The 16893-nt window shown below is 61.2% G+C and carries 18 protein-coding genes; 8 read left to right on the top strand and 10 right to left on the bottom strand.

The features are described from left to right. Nucleotides 1–81: 81 nt before the first annotated feature. Nucleotides 82–1605 carry a DUF2125 domain-containing protein gene (locus RA24_RS13580; RefSeq protein ID WP_039147449.1) on the bottom strand — a complete coding sequence of 508 codons (1524 nt, stop codon included), beginning with the start codon at nt 1603–1605 and terminating at the stop codon, nt 82–84. Nucleotides 1606–1740: 135 nt separating this feature from the next. On the opposite strand from RA24_RS13580, the gene RA24_RS13575 reads away from it, so the two are divergent. The 3 genes from RA24_RS13575 to RA24_RS13565 are packed head-to-tail and all read left to right on the top strand — an operon-like array spanning nt 1741 to nt 3781. After that, nucleotides 1741–2490, top strand: coding sequence for an SDR family oxidoreductase (locus tag RA24_RS13575; protein ID WP_039147803.1), 750 nt, complete (start codon nt 1741–1743; stop codon nt 2488–2490). Continuing rightward, nucleotides 2487–3098: an enoyl-CoA hydratase/isomerase family protein gene (locus tag RA24_RS13570; RefSeq protein WP_039171830.1), complete on the top strand. Its 612-nt coding sequence runs from the start codon at nt 2487–2489 to the stop codon at nt 3096–3098. The genes RA24_RS13575 and RA24_RS13570 overlap by 4 nt, the downstream gene beginning before the upstream one ends. Next, nucleotides 3095–3781, top strand: coding sequence for a VOC family protein (locus RA24_RS13565; RefSeq protein ID WP_039147802.1), 687 nt, complete (start codon nt 3095–3097; stop codon nt 3779–3781). The genes RA24_RS13570 and RA24_RS13565 overlap by 4 nt, the downstream gene beginning before the upstream one ends. On the opposite strand, the gene RA24_RS13560 is transcribed toward RA24_RS13565, so the two are convergent. Beyond that, nucleotides 3778–4071, bottom strand: coding sequence for an HNH endonuclease (locus tag RA24_RS13560; RefSeq protein ID WP_019297614.1), 294 nt, complete (start codon nt 4069–4071; stop codon nt 3778–3780). The genes RA24_RS13565 and RA24_RS13560 overlap by 4 nt on opposite strands. Before the next feature lie 68 nt (nt 4072–4139). Here RA24_RS13560 and RA24_RS13555 point away from each other — a divergent pair, with 68 nt between their 5' ends. Further along, nucleotides 4140–5339, top strand: a complete 1200-nt coding sequence (locus RA24_RS13555) for a TIGR03862 family flavoprotein (protein WP_039192161.1) — start codon at nt 4140–4142, stop codon at nt 5337–5339. Here the strand turns inward: RA24_RS13555 and RA24_RS13550 are convergent. The 5 genes from RA24_RS13550 to RA24_RS13530 form a co-directional block, all read right to left on the bottom strand. Next, nucleotides 5312–5902, bottom strand: a complete 591-nt coding sequence (locus tag RA24_RS13550) for a glutathione S-transferase family protein (RefSeq protein ID WP_039147799.1) — start codon at nt 5900–5902, stop codon at nt 5312–5314. The two genes, RA24_RS13555 and RA24_RS13550, sit on opposite strands and share 28 nt — an antisense overlap. Before the next feature lie 76 nt (nt 5903–5978). Further along, complete coding sequence (holA, locus tag RA24_RS13545; protein WP_039147446.1) at nt 5979–7007, bottom strand: DNA polymerase III subunit delta; 1029 nt, start codon at nt 7005–7007, stop codon at nt 5979–5981. Then, nucleotides 7004–7519: an LPS assembly lipoprotein LptE gene (gene lptE / locus RA24_RS13540; RefSeq protein ID WP_039147444.1), complete on the bottom strand. Its 516-nt coding sequence runs from the start codon at nt 7517–7519 to the stop codon at nt 7004–7006. Before lptE ends, holA begins: the two co-directional genes overlap by 4 nt. Further along, a complete protein-coding gene (gene leuS, locus RA24_RS13535; RefSeq protein ID WP_039192157.1) occupies nt 7506–10070 on the bottom strand; it encodes a leucine--tRNA ligase in 2565 nt (854 codons plus the stop codon). Before leuS ends, lptE begins: the two co-directional genes overlap by 14 nt. An 88-nt stretch (nt 10071–10158) precedes the next feature. Then, the gene (locus tag RA24_RS13530) at nt 10159–10641 is read right to left on the bottom strand and encodes a DUF3576 domain-containing protein (protein WP_039147440.1); all 483 of its coding nucleotides are present in this window, start codon (nt 10639–10641) and stop codon (nt 10159–10161) included. A gap of 310 nt (nt 10642–10951) precedes the next feature. On the opposite strand from RA24_RS13530, the gene RA24_RS13525 reads away from it, so the two are divergent. After that, nucleotides 10952–11959: a porin gene (locus RA24_RS13525; RefSeq protein ID WP_039147439.1), complete on the top strand. Its 1008-nt coding sequence runs from the start codon at nt 10952–10954 to the stop codon at nt 11957–11959. 123 nt (nt 11960–12082) lie between these two features. Next, nucleotides 12083–12733 (top strand): YggS family pyridoxal phosphate-dependent enzyme, encoded by a 651-nt coding sequence (locus RA24_RS13520; RefSeq protein ID WP_039192154.1) that lies wholly within the window; start codon nt 12083–12085, stop codon nt 12731–12733. Between the two features lie 54 nt (nt 12734–12787). On the opposite strand, the gene RA24_RS22015 is transcribed toward RA24_RS13520, so the two are convergent. Further along, the gene (locus RA24_RS22015) at nt 12788–13297 is read right to left on the bottom strand and encodes a L,D-transpeptidase family protein (protein WP_082020368.1); all 510 of its coding nucleotides are present in this window, start codon (nt 13295–13297) and stop codon (nt 12788–12790) included. Then, complete coding sequence (ribA, locus tag RA24_RS13515) at nt 13297–14385, bottom strand: GTP cyclohydrolase II (RefSeq protein ID WP_019297624.1); 1089 nt, start codon at nt 14383–14385, stop codon at nt 13297–13299. Before ribA ends, RA24_RS22015 begins: the two co-directional genes overlap by 1 nt. A gap of 173 nt (nt 14386–14558) precedes the next feature. Here ribA and RA24_RS13510 point away from each other — a divergent pair, with 173 nt between their 5' ends. Together RA24_RS13510 and RA24_RS13505 are read left to right on the top strand one after the other, a co-directional pair. Further along, entirely contained in the window at nt 14559–15245 is a 687-nt protein-coding gene (locus tag RA24_RS13510; protein ID WP_019297625.1) for a response regulator transcription factor, read from the top strand. 234 nt (nt 15246–15479) lie between these two features. Continuing rightward, nucleotides 15480–16268, top strand: a complete 789-nt coding sequence (locus tag RA24_RS13505; protein WP_039192151.1) for an exodeoxyribonuclease III — start codon at nt 15480–15482, stop codon at nt 16266–16268. Between the two features lie 66 nt (nt 16269–16334). On the opposite strand, the gene RA24_RS13500 is transcribed toward RA24_RS13505, so the two are convergent. Further along, nucleotides 16335–16856: a DUF6653 family protein gene (locus RA24_RS13500; protein ID WP_039171811.1), complete on the bottom strand. Its 522-nt coding sequence runs from the start codon at nt 16854–16856 to the stop codon at nt 16335–16337. Nucleotides 16857–16893 lie beyond the last annotated feature (37 nt).

Here is a 16893-nt window from a genome sequence, read left to right as displayed (position 1 = left end):
AGCGCCATGCCGCAAGTGCGGGGTGCAAAAAAGGGGCCGCGCCAGGCGGCCCCTTTCGAGATCCGGTTCGGGATTTGACGGTTATTTGATGCGCTGGCCGTTGGCGAGCACCTGGCCGTCTTCGGTGACTTCGATCTTGGAGGTCAGGGTGTCCTCACCTTCGCCAGGGACTGCCAGCATGCCCATCATCATCCGCGCTCCCATAGCGTCGCTGTCGGACATCAGGCCCATGCCAATCAGCTTGTCAATCAGGGTGTTGGCGCCGACCAGTTTGAGGTTGGCCTCACCTGCCGGTGCCGGCATGCCGTCAAAGCTGGTCAGGTCTTCGTTGTTGAAGGTGAAATCACCGGTGCCGGTCAGCTCGGCGCCAGCCGCCGAGACCTGCAGTTGCTTCACGGTCAGCGCGTTCAGCTCACCCGGCTGTTCCTCACCTTTTTCCACGGCTTCCATGGCTTCCGGATCGAACAGGTCAAACAGCACCTTGCCCTTGCCGGCCAGGTCCAGAATGACGGTTGCCGGGTCATGCGGCAGCTGGCCGGTCGGGTCGACCATGCCCCACAGCATTTCCGGAACTGCAAAGTCGCGCAGGGTCACACCCAGGGCAAAGTCTTGCTCTTCTTCGGACTTGGCCAGCGGCATCATCAGTTTGAAGCCGGTCTCCGCCATGCTGAGCGCCAGCGGGAACGGGATTTCGGAACCGGAAATGTTCACGTTGGTTGCAACCTGCGACACATCGTAGGTCAGGTGCTGCTTGTCCATCGAAACGGTGAAAGCACCACCTTGGGAATTGCTTTCCATGGCGAAGCTTTCGCTGCCGTCCACGCCAGAGAGGGAACCATTGCCGCCGGTGAAGGTGAAGGTGCCGTCGAAGGCAAAGCCGGCTTCCAGCAGCGCGGCCATGTCGGGGCTTTCCAGCCCGTCTGGAACGGTGCCGGTACCGGTGAAGCTCAGGCCTTGCAGGGCGCCTTTGAACGCACCTGTGCCGTCGCCCTCGGGATCGTTGAAGCCCATGTCATAGCTGAGGCTGGAGGCGGTCATGGTCTGGTCGTAGCTGCGCCCCTCTGCAACCTTCATGGTGCTTTTGGTGGTCACGTCGTTCATTACGACCTGAACTTTCGCCACTTCTGCAGGCACAGGCTCGCCGTCCGCAGACAGTTCATCCAGCGTCATGGTCACCGTGGAGGAGCTGTAGTCATAGCTCATGTTTTCTGCATCACCTGCGACTTTCATCGGCGAGCCGTCGTGCGCATAGATCAGTTTGCCTGCAAAGGTTTCGCCGTCGCCGGAAAATTCAAAGCCCATCGGGAACTCGGCAGGCAGCATGACATTGACGGTGCCATCGCCGTTCTCAACGAACTGGATTTCCGGGAAGCTGATGGTGCCGGAGCCGTCTTCTTCGGGGATCGGCATGGCCATCGACACATCGGAAACGGTCAGGGTGCTGCCCGAAACGGCCTCAGTCCCGGATACGGTGTATCCGGTGCTGGTCAGATACGCCTTCCAGTCGGCCCAGACGTCCTGGGCGCTCAGATCGGCGAGGGCGCCTTGAGCGGAAACAACCAAAATTGCCGCTGCGGCACCGCCGCGCGCAAAAATTACGGACATTAGAGAACCTTTCTCTGAGAGATAATTGAACGCATCGTCGGCCCGGCGGGCGGTGCCGTCAAGGGGGCCTTGGGCTGGACCGTTCCCCCTAACCGCTTTACCACTTGGGTTATCAGTCACTTGGAGGTTGCGGGCATGGAATTCAACGGAAAAACAGTTGCAATTACAGGCGCCAGCCGCGGCATCGGGGCGGATGCGGCCCGTGTTTTTGCCGCTGCTGGCGCCAATCTGGCATTGCTGGCAAGGAGTGCGGGCGCACTGCAGGACCTTGCGGATGAGATCGGCAAAAATGTGCTGACATTTGCATGCGACGTTTCTGATTACGCTTCCGTGGAGGCCGCATTGGGCAAGGCAAATCAGGAATTCGGCAGCCTGGACGTTCTGATCAACAACGCGGGTGTAATTGAACCGATTGCAAGGCTGGAGGACGCTTCGCCTGAAGATTGGGGTAAGCTGATCGACATTAATCTGAAAGGTGTGTTCAACGGGATGCGGGCCGCGCTGCCGCTGATGAAGCCGGCGGGCGGCGGGACCATAATTACCGTCAGCTCGGGCGCCGCGCACCGGCCTTTGGAGGGGTGGAGTGCCTATTGTTCGTCGAAGGCAGGCGCGGCGATGCTGACCTCTGCGCTCGACCTGGAAGAACGCGGCAATGGCATCCGAGCCATGGGCCTGTCGCCGGGTACAGTCGCGACCCAAATGCAGCGCGAGATCAAGGCCAGCGGCATCAACCCGGTGAGCGAGCTGGACTGGGAGGATCATATTCCGGCTGAATGGCCGGCCCGGACCCTAATGTGGATGTGCAGACCGGATGCGGATGACTGCATAGGTCAGGAAGTCTCTCTGCGAGAAGACAGCATCCGCCAACGGGTGGGCCTGGTATGATCGGGCTGGAGATCGCGGAAAACGGTCTGTGGACTGTCACCATCAACCGGCCGGACAAGGCGAATTCGCTGACAGAAGCGATGCTGACGGAACTGGCGGAAATCGCCGAACGCGCGCAGGAGGCCCGCGGGCTGATCCTGACCGGAACCGGCAAGGTGTTCAGCGCCGGGGCCGACCTGGACGAAGCGCGGGCGGGCCTGGCGACCTCGCCGGTATGGGAGCGGCTGTCGGCGGCAATGGCTGCTGTTCCCTGCCTCAAGGTGGCTGCACTGAACGGTACCTTGGCGGGCGGCGCCAATGGCATGGTGCTGGCTTGCGATATCCGCATTGCGGTGCCGTCGGCCAAATTCTTCTACCCTGTGATGAAGCTTGGCTATTTGCCACAGCCTTCGGACGCGGGCCGGATGGCAGCACTGATCGGGCCTGCCCGGACCAAGGTGATCCTGGCGGCCGGGCAGAAGATCATCGCGCAGGAGGCATACGACTACGGCCTCGTAGACCGGATTGTGGAGCCTGAGGCCTTGCTGGATACGGCGGAGGACATGCTAGCACACTCGCTGGAGGCCAAACCGGAAATTGCGGCCGGGATCCTTAGGATGTGCCGGTGAAGCGGCTGTCCGGACTTCAGCTGCAGGTCGAAGACCCTGAGCGGTTGGCTGCATTTTATGCGGATGTGTTTGGCATGGAAGCGCGGGTTGAAGGTGAGACCTGGCGGGCCGGGTATGCGGGTGAGGATGCGGATCTGGTATTGCTGCCTGGCGGCACACGGGCTCCGCATACGCGCGATGAACGGTACTGGAAGATCGGTATTTGCCTGCCCGATCTGGACATTGCGTGTGAACACCTGCGGCAAAAGGGCATTGAGGTGTCAGCGCCGCATCAGTTCCGCGACATTGGCTATATGGCGCATCTGCACGATCCCGAAGGATTCTCCGTAGAACTCCTGCAGCATGATTTCCAAGGCAACCGGCCAGACGGTGCTGGTGATCCGGCGCTTCCGCTGGGCGGCGGTGCGCATGTCGGGCAGATCACTTTGCGGACCGGAGACATCGCGGCTGAGCTTGCCTTGCGTGCCGACATGAAACTCTTGTCAGTTCAGGATGTAGCGGAGTTCGGATTTGACTTGCATTTCCTTGCCTTTACCGAAGAAACGCCGCCAAACCCGGATCTGCAGTCCGTGGCGAACCGGGAATGGCTGTGGCGGCGCTCCTATACAACGCTGGAGTTCCAGCACATTCCCGGGGCGCAGTTTCGCGACAGCCCGGCCTTCATGGGGGTTGAAGTCAGTTAGCGCTTGCGCCGTTTGCCGGGCACGCGGGAGCGGAATTCGGGCGGGCGTTTCCGGATCCAGGCGATGAATTTCGCCAGCCGGGGGTGAGCCTGCAGCGCTTCCGGAGTGTTGAAGTCGCGGGCCAGCTCCGCCTCGGTCAGCGTGGCGTGAATCTCGCGGTGGCAGATGTCATGCAGCAGAACGGTTGGTCCGCCCTTGCCTCCTTTCAGTTTTGGGATCAGATGGTGCAGGCTTTGCGGCGCGCCCTTTGGGATTGGGCGGCCGCACAGCGGGCAGTTCGGATCAGACATGCACAGGCCTCAGCTGGTTTCGTGCGGGCACTAGACACGTCGGCGGCAAGGGCTGGCAAGGGGATGGCATGACAGAGGCGTGGGACGCTGTGGTGATCGGAGCCGGGCCAGCCGGGCTGATGGCTGCCGAAGAACTGGGCAGCGCCGGGCACCGGGTGCTGGTGGCTGAGGCCAAGCCGTCAGCTGCCCGAAAGTTCCTGATGGCGGGCAAATCCGGTCTGAATTTGACCAAGGACGAGCCTTTCGAGCAGCTGATTGCATCTTATGGAGAGGCCGCGGACTGGCTGGCGCCGATGATCCGGGCCTTTGATGCGCAGGCAGTGCAGGCCTGGGCGCAGGAGCTGGGGAGCGCGCTGTTCACCGGCTCCACCGGCCGGGTGTTCCCGAAGGTGATGAAAGCATCGCCGCTTTTGCGGGCCTGGCTGGGGCGCTTGGACTGGTATGGCGTGCAGATCCGCACCCGCTGGCGCTGGGCCGGCTGGGACGGTGCGGCCTTAGTCTTTGAAACGCCGGGCGGTTCGGTGCGGATTGAGACGGGTGCCACGATTCTGGCGCTCGGCGGCGCAAGCTGGGCGCGGCTGGGGTCGGACGGGGCGTGGCGGCCGCTGTTGCAGGAACGAGCGGTAGAAGTTTCGCCATTCAAGCCTGCCAATGCCGGGCTGCTGGTGGAATGGTCCAGGCATATGGCACCGCAATTCGGCCAGCCGCTCAAAGGGATTGCGCTGCGGGCGGGTGGCCAGGTTTCGCGCGGTGAAGCGGTAATTTCGCAGCGCGGGCTGGAGGGCGGCGGCATCTATTCCGTCTGTGCCGCAGTGCGGGAGGGAGCGGTGCTGCATATGGATCTGCTTCCGGATCTGGAAGAGGCGGAAGTTGCCCGCCGCCTGTCGCGCCCGCGCGGTAAGGCGAGTTTCTCCAACCACCTGCGCAAAGCCTTGAAGCTGTCACCGGCATCCGTGGCGCTTCTGCAGGAATTCGGGCGCCCGCTGCCGCAGGAGGCGCAGACCTTGGCAAGGCTGATCAAGGCGCTGCCGGTGAAACACGCAGGTTTGCGCCCGATGGACGAGGCGATTTCGACCGCGGGCGGCGTTAGCCGCGATGCTGTGGATGGCAACCTGATGCTGAAACAAATCCCCGGAACTTTCTGCGCCGGGGAGATGCTTGATTGGGAAGCCCCGACGGGCGGTTATTTGCTGACCGCCTGCCTGGCGACTGGGCGCTGGGCGGGGCGGGGGGCTGCGGATTATTTGGCCAGTGCCGCAACCCGCTGAAACGCAGGGCGTTCCCGCATCCGTTTGCCGTAGTCCTGCAGCTTTTCACCCTCGACCGGAAACTTGGCGCTGCGCGCCCAGTTCAGGCAATGGGTGCAGATGATATCGGCGATGGTGAACTCTTCCCCCATCAGGAAGGGGCCGGCCATTTTGTCTTCGAGACGGGCCAGGTTGTGGGCGAATTCCCACTTCAGGCTGCCTTTCACTTCCGGCACCCGCTGCTCCTCAGGCAGGATGAAGCTGTGCCGGGCCGCGGCCCAAAGAACGGCGTCGATCTCGTCCAGCAGGAGATGGGTCATTGCGTCCTGTCTTGCGCGCGCAATCGTTCCCGCAGGAGCCGTCAGCGCGCCGTGTTTGTCAGACAAGTAGGTAAGAATGGCTGTGGAATCGGTGATAACTTCACCTTCAGCCTGAAGCACTGGCACCTTGCCCGAGACATTCAGCGCCTGCACTTCAGGGCTGCGGGGCCCATGCAGGTTCAGCTGATAGGGCTGCCCAAGCTCCTCGAGCGCCCACAGCACCCGGAAAGTGCGGGTGAGAGGGGTGCCAATGACCGTATACATCATTCTTCTCCTGTTGGTTCCCGTCCAAGATGGGCAGCAACAGCGGGAGGATCAAGCAGGACGGAGCGTTGGCAGCTCAGCGGGCGCGGCTGAGCATGGCAAGCCGGATCAGGGCGCGTTCCATCAATGCCAGCGCTGGGGCAGTCTGCCCGGCAGAGCGCAGCGCCAGATCGGTGTCGGTAATGATCGTCAGCGCTGTTTCCAACCGGTTTGCGCCCCAGTTTTGCGCCTGCCGCAGCATCCGGTCGCGGCGTTTGCCATAAAGCGGCGGGCGCAGCTGGCCGATGCCCTGGGCCGGGCCGCCGGGTGCCGAGGCAATGGTGTAAAGCGTGCGGAAATGCCGGGTGGCACCAATGCAGAGGGTTACGGCGTTGGTGCCCTGCGCCTGCAGACGGCGGATCAGCGGTCCGATTTCGGGGCTGCGGCCCTCAGCCACCACATTGAGCACGTCATCCAGCGCAGCTTCGGTTGATTGCGGGGCCACGGCGCCGATGTCGTCCAGTGACAGCGGGCTGCTGTCGCCGTGCTTGTAAAGCGCCAGCTTCTCGATCATGCGGGAAAAGTCGCCGGGGCCGATGTCATTGGCGATGTCGGTCAGCGCCGACATGCTGTCGCCGGGCACGTCGCGGATGCCAGCCTCGCCCAGAATGCGTTCGATCTCGGCACGCGAAGGCGGGTCGTCGTAAATGCCAACCGCATAGGCGTTGCTGTGGCCCTCAAACGCCTTGCGCAGCTTGGAGGACGCTTTCAGCTGGCCTGCCGTAACCACGATCTGGGCGTCGCCGAGCTGCCATTCTTCAAGCGCTGCAGTGATTGCGGGGGTGGCTGTGTCATTTGCGCCCTCGACAAACACCGCACGGACACCGGGAAAGAACCCGACCGCCTTGACCGCGTCCAGCAATTGCGCCGGATCTTTGCGCAGGTCGCTGCCGGGCAGGCGGGTCAGGCGCATTTCTTCCTCGGCGCCAGGGCCAAGCAACGCCGCCAGCACCTGCTGCCGCTTCAAGGACACGCGCATTGCGTCGGCGCCATAGATCAGGATGCCGGTCTTGCCCGGATCCGGCTTGGCGAAATAGCCGTCCGCTTCGCGTGGTGAGAGCTTCATTCAGCCGCAGCGGAGAGATCCGCGGTTGCCAGGATCTGTGCGGTGATCTGATCGGCCAGTACGGCCATAAGCCGTTCATGCGCATCCCGTTCCCCGGCCAGTGTTTCCACGGTGGAACCGGTAGCAGAGTAACCGGTGAAGTTCCGAACTGTGCCGCTGGAGGTGACCTTGCCATCCGAAAGACGGGTCAGAGAATACGCTGCGGTGCCGATCACCGAATACCGGGTGATTTCATTGTCCGCTGTGATCGCTTGCCCCTCTTCCCGGGTGCTGAGTGTCAGGTCCAGCTTGTACGCGGCGCCACTGCCGCGGCCAAGCCGTTGTTCCAGGTTCTGCACGAGAAAATAGGCATCAGAGCCGCTTGCGCCTTTGATTTCTTCCGGTGCCTGCACTTCGATATTGTCATGCAGTTCTGCCCCGGTTCCGCCGGGGGCGTAAACCGGAGTGAAGCCGCAGGCCGCTGCCACCAGGGGCAGGGCCAGCAGTAGGGTTCTGCAGTTAAGCAACGACATTCACAATCCGGCCTGGCACCACGATTACCTTTTTCGGCGCGGCGCCATTCAGCGCCTTCTGCACAGCTTCGTGTGCCAGTGCGAGTTTTTCAACCTCGGCTTTGTCCAGATCCTTGGCGACTTCGATTTCGCCGCGGCGTTTGCCGTTGATCTGGATCGGCAGGGTGACTGTGTTCTCGACCAGCATCGATTCGTCGGCAACAGGCCAAGGCGCGGTGGCGCAAAGGCCCTCGCCGCCCTGATGGTTCCAAATGTCCTCCGCCAGGTGCGGGGTCATTGGCGACATCAGCTGCGCAAGCGTCATGATCGCTTGTTTTTGAATCTTGGCGCTGGCTTTGGATTTGGCGAGCGTGTTGGTGAAGGCATAGAGCTTGGCAATTGCAGCGTTGAAACCGAAGGAATCAACACCCAGGGTCACGTCCCGGATGCACTTGTGCATCTCGCGCAGCAATTCTTGGTCGCCTTCACCAGCCGCTTCCGGGTCCATCTCCCCAATACGGTCGCACAGGTTCCAGACCCGGTTCAGGTGCTTGTAGGCCGCCTCAGCGCCTGCTGCGGTCCATTCCACGTCACGCTCGGGCGGGGAATCAGACAGTACAAACCAGCGCGCGGTGTCAGCACCGAAGGACGAGATGATGTGCAGCGGGTCCACCACGTTGTTCTTGGACTTGGACATCTTGGCGGAGGGTATGATTTCTACCTCTGTGCCGTCCTTTAGGAAGCCCTTGCCGTCGCGCAGCTCCACTTCCTCGGGGTAGTGGTAGACCGGGCGGTGGTTTGAACCGGTGGTCTTGTAAATTGCGTGGGTCACCATGCCCTGCGTAAACAGCGCATCAAACGGCTCGATGGATTTCTCCGGCAGGTGGCCGCAGATCTGCATCGCGCGGGCAAAGAAGCGCGAGTAGAGAAGGTGCAGAATCGCGTGCTCGATGCCGCCGATGTACTGGTCGACGTTCATCCAGTATTCGGCCTCGGCCATGTCGGTCGGGGTTTCTGCGCGCGGAGCGGTGAAGCGGGCGAAATACCAGGACGAATCGACGAAAGTGTCCATTGTGTCTGTTTCGCGTTGCGCAGGCTTGCCGCAGGACGGGCATTCACAGTTACGCCAGCTCGGGTGGCGGTCCAGCGGGTTGCCGGGCACTGAGAAATCAATGGCCTTGCCGTCTTCGTCATAAGGCAGGGCGATCGGCAGGTTTTCTTTCTTCTCCGGCACCACGCCGCAGTCTTCGCAATGAACTACCGGAATCGGGCAGCCCCAATAGCGCTGGCGGCTCAGGCCCCAGTCACGCAGGCGGTATTTGGTGACGCCCTGGCCCCAGCCGGCCTTTTCGGCGAAATCGACAGTGGCGTTGATCGCCTCTTCGCCGGTGGCCTCGGTCAGACCCGCAAAGTGATCAACCCACCGCACCTTTTCGGTTTTCGCCGGTACAAAGGCCTCATTTTCGACAGGTGTGCCGTTGTCCAGCGCAAAGAAGGTGTCCACCACCGGCAGATCATACTTGCGGCAGAAATCCAGGTCGCGCTGGTCATGCGCCGGGCAGGCAAAGATCGCACCGGTGCCGTAATCCATCAGGATGAAGTTGGCGATCCAGACGGGCAGTTCCCACTCCGGGTTCAGCGGATGCTTCACACGGATGCCGGTGTCATAGCCCAGTTTCTCGGCTGTCTCGATAGCTTCCTCAGTGGTGCCGCCCTTGCGGCACTCGGCGACAAACGCGGCAACCTCGTCCGAGTCGGCCTCCAGCGTCTTGGCAATCGGGTGATCAGGAGAAATGCCAACAAAAGACGCACCATTCAGCGTGTCGGGGCGGGTGGTGTAAACCTCAATCGGTTCTGCGCCATCGGTGCGTTCAAACGAGAACTGCAACCCGCGCGACTTGCCGATCCAGTTCTCCTGCATCAGACGGACCTTGGCGGGCCAGTTCTCCAAGCTGTCCAGCGCTGACAGCAGTTCTTCGGAGAAATCGGAAATCTTGAAGAACCATTGGGTGAGCTCGCGCCGCTCCACCAGAGCGCCGGACCGCCAACCGCGGCCGTTCTCGACCTGCTCGTTGGCAAGCACGGTCATGTCGATGGGGTCCCAGTTCACCACCGCATTCTTGCGGTAGACAAGGCCCTTTTCCAGGAAGTCGAGGAACAGCGCCTGCTGCTGGCCGTAATACTCCGGATCGCAAGTTGCGAACATGCGGGACCAGTCCAGGGAAAGGCCCAGCGGTTTCATCTGCTCGACCATCGTGTCGATGTTCGAATAGGTCCAGTCCTTGGGGTGCCCGCCAGAGGCCATCGCGGCGTTTTCTGCCGGCATGCCGAAGGCGTCAAACCCCATCGGGTGCAGCACGTTATGGCCGGTGGATAGCTTGTAACGCGCGATCACGTCGCCCATCGTGTAGTTGCGCACATGGCCCATGTGCAGCTTGCCCGACGGGTAGGGGAACATCTCCAGCACATAATACTTGGGCTTGCCGCCGGTACGCTTCGCCTGGAATATTCCGGCCTCGTCCCAGGCCTTCTGCCATCGTGCTTCGATTTCAGGAGCTATGTAACGCGGCATCAGAGCTGTCCTTTGCATGAAAACGCCGGGCTTCGGGCCCGGCGCTTCTGATAATGGGGTTTGGCTGGCGTTTCCAGAGGGCGCGGGGTCAGAGTTTCTTGTCTGCAATCCGCAGCTGGCGCGCGCGGGACAGAATAGCGTCCTCGACAGCGCGAGTGGTGCTGGCGCTGACCGGACCGCCCTTGGACTGCAGCGCGACATTCAGGGAACGCGCGTCCAAAGCCGGGTCCTTGATATGGATCGTCGCCCGATAGGAGCGGCCGCCGCCAGGCGGGGTGCCATAGCCAGTCACGATGACACCAGTGAATGGATCAACCGACTGCACCGGAAGGAAGCTCAGCACATCCAGGCTGGCCGTCCAAAGGTAGCGGTTCACCTGCACAGTCTGGTCCGGCTTGGCATTCAGAAAGTCAAAGACGGAGGACTTGGTGGCAGCACCCTGCACCTCTTCCTTGTGGCTCGTTGTCCGGGCCGTGCTTGCTGGTGCTTTTCCGCCCCGGCCGCCGCAAGCCGCGAGGCTGAGACAGATCGCGCTGATCACTGTTACCCGCAGGGTCTTTCCGTATTTCATAACCGCTCCCGGAGCCAATTTCTGCGCGAACACCTAACGCAAGCCGCGCCGGCTGAGCAAGGGCTTTGGCTTCTATGACTCTGCTCCTGTGAGGCATTTTCAGGTTAACCAGCTTGCTTGCGTGCGGATCAGGGCCGTTTCCGGCGCTCGAACGGGGCGGACTGTGGCAAAGCTGCACCATCCCGGACCGCATCGTTTCACCTGACTTTCCCAAGCCTTGCCAAAACGGGGGTGAAAGAGCGAAACCCCTTGGCATACCCACGCCGGATTCCCCGGTTTGGGCATAGGATTAGAAAACCGAGGGAAAAACATGAAAAAGGTTCTCTTCGCGACTACCGCGCTGATCGCCACCGCAGGCATGGCCGCGGCAGAAGTCAAAGTGTCCGGCTATGGCCGCTTTGGTCTGGACTGGAACGAAGCAAACGACGTTGTTGCCGGCCGTTCCGACACCAACATCACCAGCCGTTTCCGTCTGCAGTTCGACGCGTCGACCGAAACCGACGGCGGCGTGACCGTTGGCGGCCGTATCCGTGCCCAGGCTGAAAGCCGTGACGGCACTCCGGGCACCGCAGCATGGTCCGCACCGCAGTTCCACGTCGCATACGGCGGCCTGCGTGTGAACGTTGGCAACATCTGGGGCGCGATCGACTCCGCACCGGGTCTGTACCTGAACACCACCTCCGTTGGCACCGGCATCGACGGCATGGGCTTCAACTCCCTGGCCATCGGTAACAACTTCAACTGGGATACCTTCACCTCCGCAGGTGCCGGCCGTAACGGCATTGAAGCCATCTACTCCGCTGGCGGCTTCACCGGCCATGTGTCCTACTCGCAGTCCAACGGCGGCACCGTTGCCGGTTCCGCACAGGGCCTGGAGCGCACCGCAATCATGCTGAGCTACTCCTTCGGTGACTACTTCGTGACCGGTGCGTACCAGTCCGAAGACAATGGCGCCATTGTGACCAAAGCTTCCGGTGCCACCGAGAGCTCCGGTGACGGCATGGGCTTCTTTGCTGTCGGCGGTGACTTCGGCCAGTTCGGCGCAACTCTGTCCTACGGCACCACCGAAACAGCTGACTCTGTGACTCTGGCGGGTGAAGCTGAAATCGGCGCAGCCTCGACCATCGTTGCTTGGGTGAACTCCACTGACATCGAAACCGACGTTGTTGCCGGCATGGACCGCACCGACGGCACCGCCTTCGGCATCAACTACGAGTATGACCTCGGCGGCGGCGTGACCTTCGTTGCTGGCTACGTTCAGACCGCAGCTGCGACCAACGAAAACTCCCTGCAGGCAGGTCTGCACTTCAGCTTCTAAGCTGAAGCACGCCTAGCGTGACTTTCGGGGCGGGTTCCTTCGGGATCCGCCCTTTTCTTTTGCCCCTTAACATTTCCAGCCAAACAGTGTTTTTTGCGGCCAAACAGTGATGAGGCCGGACCCATGCCGCTTGCAGAGATCAAATCCAGAATTGCCAAGGCCGAGAGCAAGGCTGGCCGTGAACCGGGCAGCGTGCAGCTGATTGCGGTGTCAAAGGTGCAGCCGAACGAGCGGGTGCAGGCGGTGCTGGAGGAAGGCCATCGTTGCTTTGGTGAAAACAAGGTGCAGGAAGCGGCCGGAAAATGGCCGGGGTTCGCCGAGCAGTTCGACGGAATTGATCTGCACCTAATTGGCCCCTTGCAAACCAACAAGGCGCGCCAGGCGATGGAGCTGTTCAACAGCATTCATTCGCTGGACCGTCCCAAGCTGGCCAATACAATCGCCCGGCTGGCGCAGGAGCTGGGGAAATGCCCGGACCTTTTTGTGCAGGTGAATACCGGCGAAGAAGAGCAGAAGGCTGGCGTGATGCCGGCCGATGCAGATTCATTTATCTCCGAGTGCCGCACGCTGGACTTGCCGGTTAAAGGCTTGATGTGCATCCCGCCGGTGGATGAAGAGCCGAGTCTGCATTTCGCGCTGCTGGCCAAGATCGCCGAGCGCAACGGCTTGCAAGGTCTCTCGATGGGTATGAGTGGAGATTTCGAGTCAGCAATTGCCCTTGGTGCAACGCACGTTCGGGTCGGATCGGCAATTTTCGGTGACCGCACCTACTGAGGTGCAAAAGTTCTCAAAACACTTTTGCCAAGACATTGAAAGGCCTGGGTTGCTTCAAGTCCCGGCCAGTTCTGGAACTATGACCCGTGTGCCAATTTGAACCCGGGCGGCGAGCCAATGGAGGTCCTGTCTGGAAAAGGCGACACACCCTTCGGTGGGGTAACCGGGGCGGCGCCATTGATGGATGAAGATGGCCGACCCTCTGCCTGGAATGGCATCCGGCCAGTTCCAGTCGGTGATCAGAACCAGATCGTACAGCGGATCTGCCCTGCGCAGTTTTTCATGGCTGAAACCGTAGGGAGCCCGCACTTGCAGATTGTAGCTGCAATGGCGGGGATCATCCGACCATAAATCCCTGGGACCGATGGGTTTTGCCCATTGCGCCGGCCGGGACAAGCGATCCGGACGGTAAAGCATTCCAGCGATTCTGTGCGTGCCGACCGGCGTTGCGCCGTCGCCTTCACGCTTGTTGCCTGACAGCCCGCCCTTACCGATTGCGCAGGGCAATACACGGCCCATAAACCGGACGCCGGCCCGGGTCAGGACAAGATCCGCAGGAGTCATTACAGCATGTGTCCTGACTTGCGGGCTTTAGTGGCAAGGTAATGCTGGTTATGGGCATTTTCACCAACTTTCAGCGGTACCCGTTCGGCCACCTGAATGCCCGTTTTCTCCATCATGGCGATCTTGTTCGGGTTATTGGTTAGCAGCTTCACCTGTGAAAAGCCCATCTTCTTCAGGATGGCCGCGCCCAGCCGGAAATCCCGCTCGTCATCCTCAAAGCCCAGCCGGTGGTTGGCTTCCACTGTGTCAAAGCCCTGATCCTGCAGCGAATAGGCCCGCATCTTATTGGCCAAGCCGATGCCGCGGCCCTCCTGGTTGAGGTACAAAAGTACGCCTGCGCCTTCGGTGCCCATCTGTGCCAGTGCGCCGTGCAGCTGCGGACCGCAGTCGCATTTGAGGGACCCCAGAACGTCGCCGGTGAAACAGGCGGAATGGAGCCGGGCGAGCACCGGTTTGCTGCGGTCGGGGCGGCCAATTTCCACCGCATAGTGCTCCTCAGCGCCATCTTCAGGGCGGAAGATATGGAGCCTGCCAGCTTCGGCGGCCGTCATCGGCAAGCGGGCTGCTGCTACCGGATGCAGCGGAGAGCTTTCGCTCAGCAGCGGTTCAGCTGCCAGTCGTGAAACGGCGGTCAGGCCGTGGGATGCAGCAAAGGCCGACGGATCACTGATGGGCACCAGCGCGGCAGCAGGCAAAAGGCGGGCGGATTTCGCTAGGGCAATCGCCAGCCGGTGCAGGTCCGCGCTGCCGCCGCGCTGGCTGGACAGCGGGCCTTTCATTGGCGTGTTCAGATCATCTGCCGGGTCTGCCAGGGCCAGGATCCAGTTCAGCCCTTCGGTCTCCGGGACGCATACACGGGCGGTGTCCTCGTCGTAAACCCGCGCCTTCAGCGTTTCCGCCCGGCGGGCCGTTAGCGCCAAAGACAACGGGCCCAGGGACCGCATGTCAGACAGGCGTGTCTCAGTCAAAGCTTCCACTGCAATTGCCAGCGCAGCCTCGCGGCCGTCCGTCAATACTACCGGAAGACCCATGCGCAGATCGACCCGGGCGCGGGCCAGCAGTTCGATCATGGTGGGCATCAGGCTCATGCGGGGGTCCTGGTGTTATTTTGTAACAGAAGCTCGCTGTCTTTACGCCTAAATGCAACGGATGTGAAACATTTTCCATGCCATGGACACGTCGGCGTGAGAGTTTTGCAGCAAATCTTGCCGCGGGCGCAAGGGATGCGCATGTGTGGTCAGGAGAACAGGAGGGCGAGCCGATGGCGCAACTGAAGAAAATTCTGCTGGTTGATGACGACGAGGACCTGCGCGAGGCCTTGAGCGAGCAACTGGTGATGACCGAAGACTTCGATGTGTTCGAGGCCGAGAATGGTCAAAGCGCGATGGAGCGTGCGAAGGAAGCCCTGTACGACCTGATTATCCTGGATGTCGGCCTGCCCGATACTGACGGGCGCGAGTTGTGCCGCCTGATGCGCAAGCAAGGCGTAAAAGCGCCGATCCTGATGCTGACCGGCCACGACACTGATGCGGACACGATCCTGGGTCTGGATGCTGGCGCAAACGACTATGTCTCCAAGCCCTTCAAGTTTCCTGTGCTTTTGGCCAGAATCCGGGCACAGCTGCGGCAGCACGAGCAGTCAGAGGATGCTGTCTTTGCGCTTGGCCCATATACGTTCAAGCCCTCGATGAAGCTCTTGATCACAGAGGATGAGCGCAAGATCCGGCTGACGGAGAAGGAAACCAATATTCTCAAGTTTCTGTACCGCTCCAGCGACGGGGTGGTGCCGCGCGATGTGCTGCTGCATGAAGTCTGGGGGTATAACGCAGGCGTGACGACCCATACGCTGGAAACACACATCTACCGCCTGCGGCAGAAAATTGAGCCTGATCCCTCGAATGCGCGCCTGCTGGTGACAGAATCGGGTGGGTACCGCCTGGTTGCCTGATGCAGATGGCGTTGAGACAGATCAAAGAGGGACCTGAGGTTCATCTTTAGAACTATACTGTACCCGCGCATATCCGGGTTATGATATGCACCTCCCTGTTGGACTTGGCCGGGCCGCGTGCCCGGCCTTTTTTGTTCCGGCTGTGTGGCGCCGTTTGAGGAAAACACTTCTGGCACTTCCGGGCCCACGCAGGCAGTATCGCCACCGAACCCGGATCACATGACGAGGCGCGCGATGCCATTTACCCTTGCCACCTGGAACATCAACTCCGTCCGCCTGCGCGAGCCGATCGTGCAGAAGCTGCTGCAGGAGGAAGGGCCCGATGTGCTGTGCCTGCAGGAATGCAAGAGTCCGGTGGAGAAGATCCCGGTGGAGGGCTTTGCGGCTCTGGGCTACACGCACATGATTGCCCGCGGCCAGAAGGGCTACAATGGCGTTGCGATCCTGTCGCGGCTGCCGATTGAGGATATAGGCGACAAGGATTTTGCCGGCCTCGGCCATGCCCGCCACGTCGCGGGCCGGCTGGAGAACGGGGCGGTTATCCACAATTTTTATGTGCCCGCAGGCGGCGATGTGCCGGACAGGGAGCAGAACGAAAAATTCGGCCAGAAACTGGATTACCTCACGGACATGCGCGACTGGTTCCACGCGGAGAAGCCTGAGAAGTCCATCCTGGTTGGCGATCTCAATATCGCCCCGCGCGAGGATGATGTCTGGGACCACAAGAAGCTTTTGAAAGTTGTGAGCCACACCCCGATTGAGGTCGAGCATTTTGCTGAAGTTATGGAGGCGGGCGGCTGGTCGGATGTAACGCGGGCAGATATCCCCGATGGACGTCTTTACAGCTGGTGGAGCTACCGGGCCAAGGATTGGGATGCCGCCGACAAAGGGCGCAGGCTCGACCACGTCTGGGCGACACCTGATATCAGCAACGCAGCCCACTCCAGCCGAATTTTGCGAACTGCCCGCGGTTGGGAAAAGCCCAGCGACCATGCTCCGGTTTTTGCAACCTTCGATCTGTGACAGTTGGGCATGGTACTGCGCTGACGTTCTGTGCCGCTCCTTCAGCGGGGGCGTAAGCAGTCTGGGTCAGCGCAGCCATCGTGCGTAGTCGGGATGTTTATCCTGCATGTCCTGATACAGCCAGGCCATCCGGTCCACGAACCACAGCTTGCCGCCAAGCATCAAAACCAGCCCGGCCAGAGCGGTTCCCGGGTTCAAAGCCCACAGGCCGTGAACCCAAGGAATCACGCCGGCGCCTGAAGCCAAGGCGAGACCCTTTGCCCACTTTTCGTGATGGGGCGGAATAGGGACGTGTTTCCGGTTTAGAAATACCCGTTCGCCGAATGTGCCGCGAGAGGCCCAATTGTCCGTGCCGGCAGGCCGGGCAAAGGCGCGCGGGTTCCACCAAATCCACGCCAGCACCAGCAGAACCGGCAGCAGAGCACCCCAGCCCAGCCAGACTCTGGACCAGACGGCAAGTGTCATCAGTGGCAGTACCGACATCCGGCTGTAGACGCTCCACGGGTTTGCGTGCCGCGCCCAAGCGGCGTCATCCATCTTCATCAGCCGCTCTGATGCAGCGAAGATATCAAACTTGCGGCTGACCATCGGCAAACTCCTCTCTTGGTTTCCGGCGCGCAGGATT

Source organism: Leisingera sp. ANG-M6 (assembly GCF_000813905.1).
Lineage (GTDB): Bacteria > Pseudomonadota > Alphaproteobacteria > Rhodobacterales > Rhodobacteraceae > Leisingera.
The sequence above is the reverse complement of the archived record's forward strand: the minus strand, read 5'-3'. Positions and strand labels throughout refer to the sequence as shown.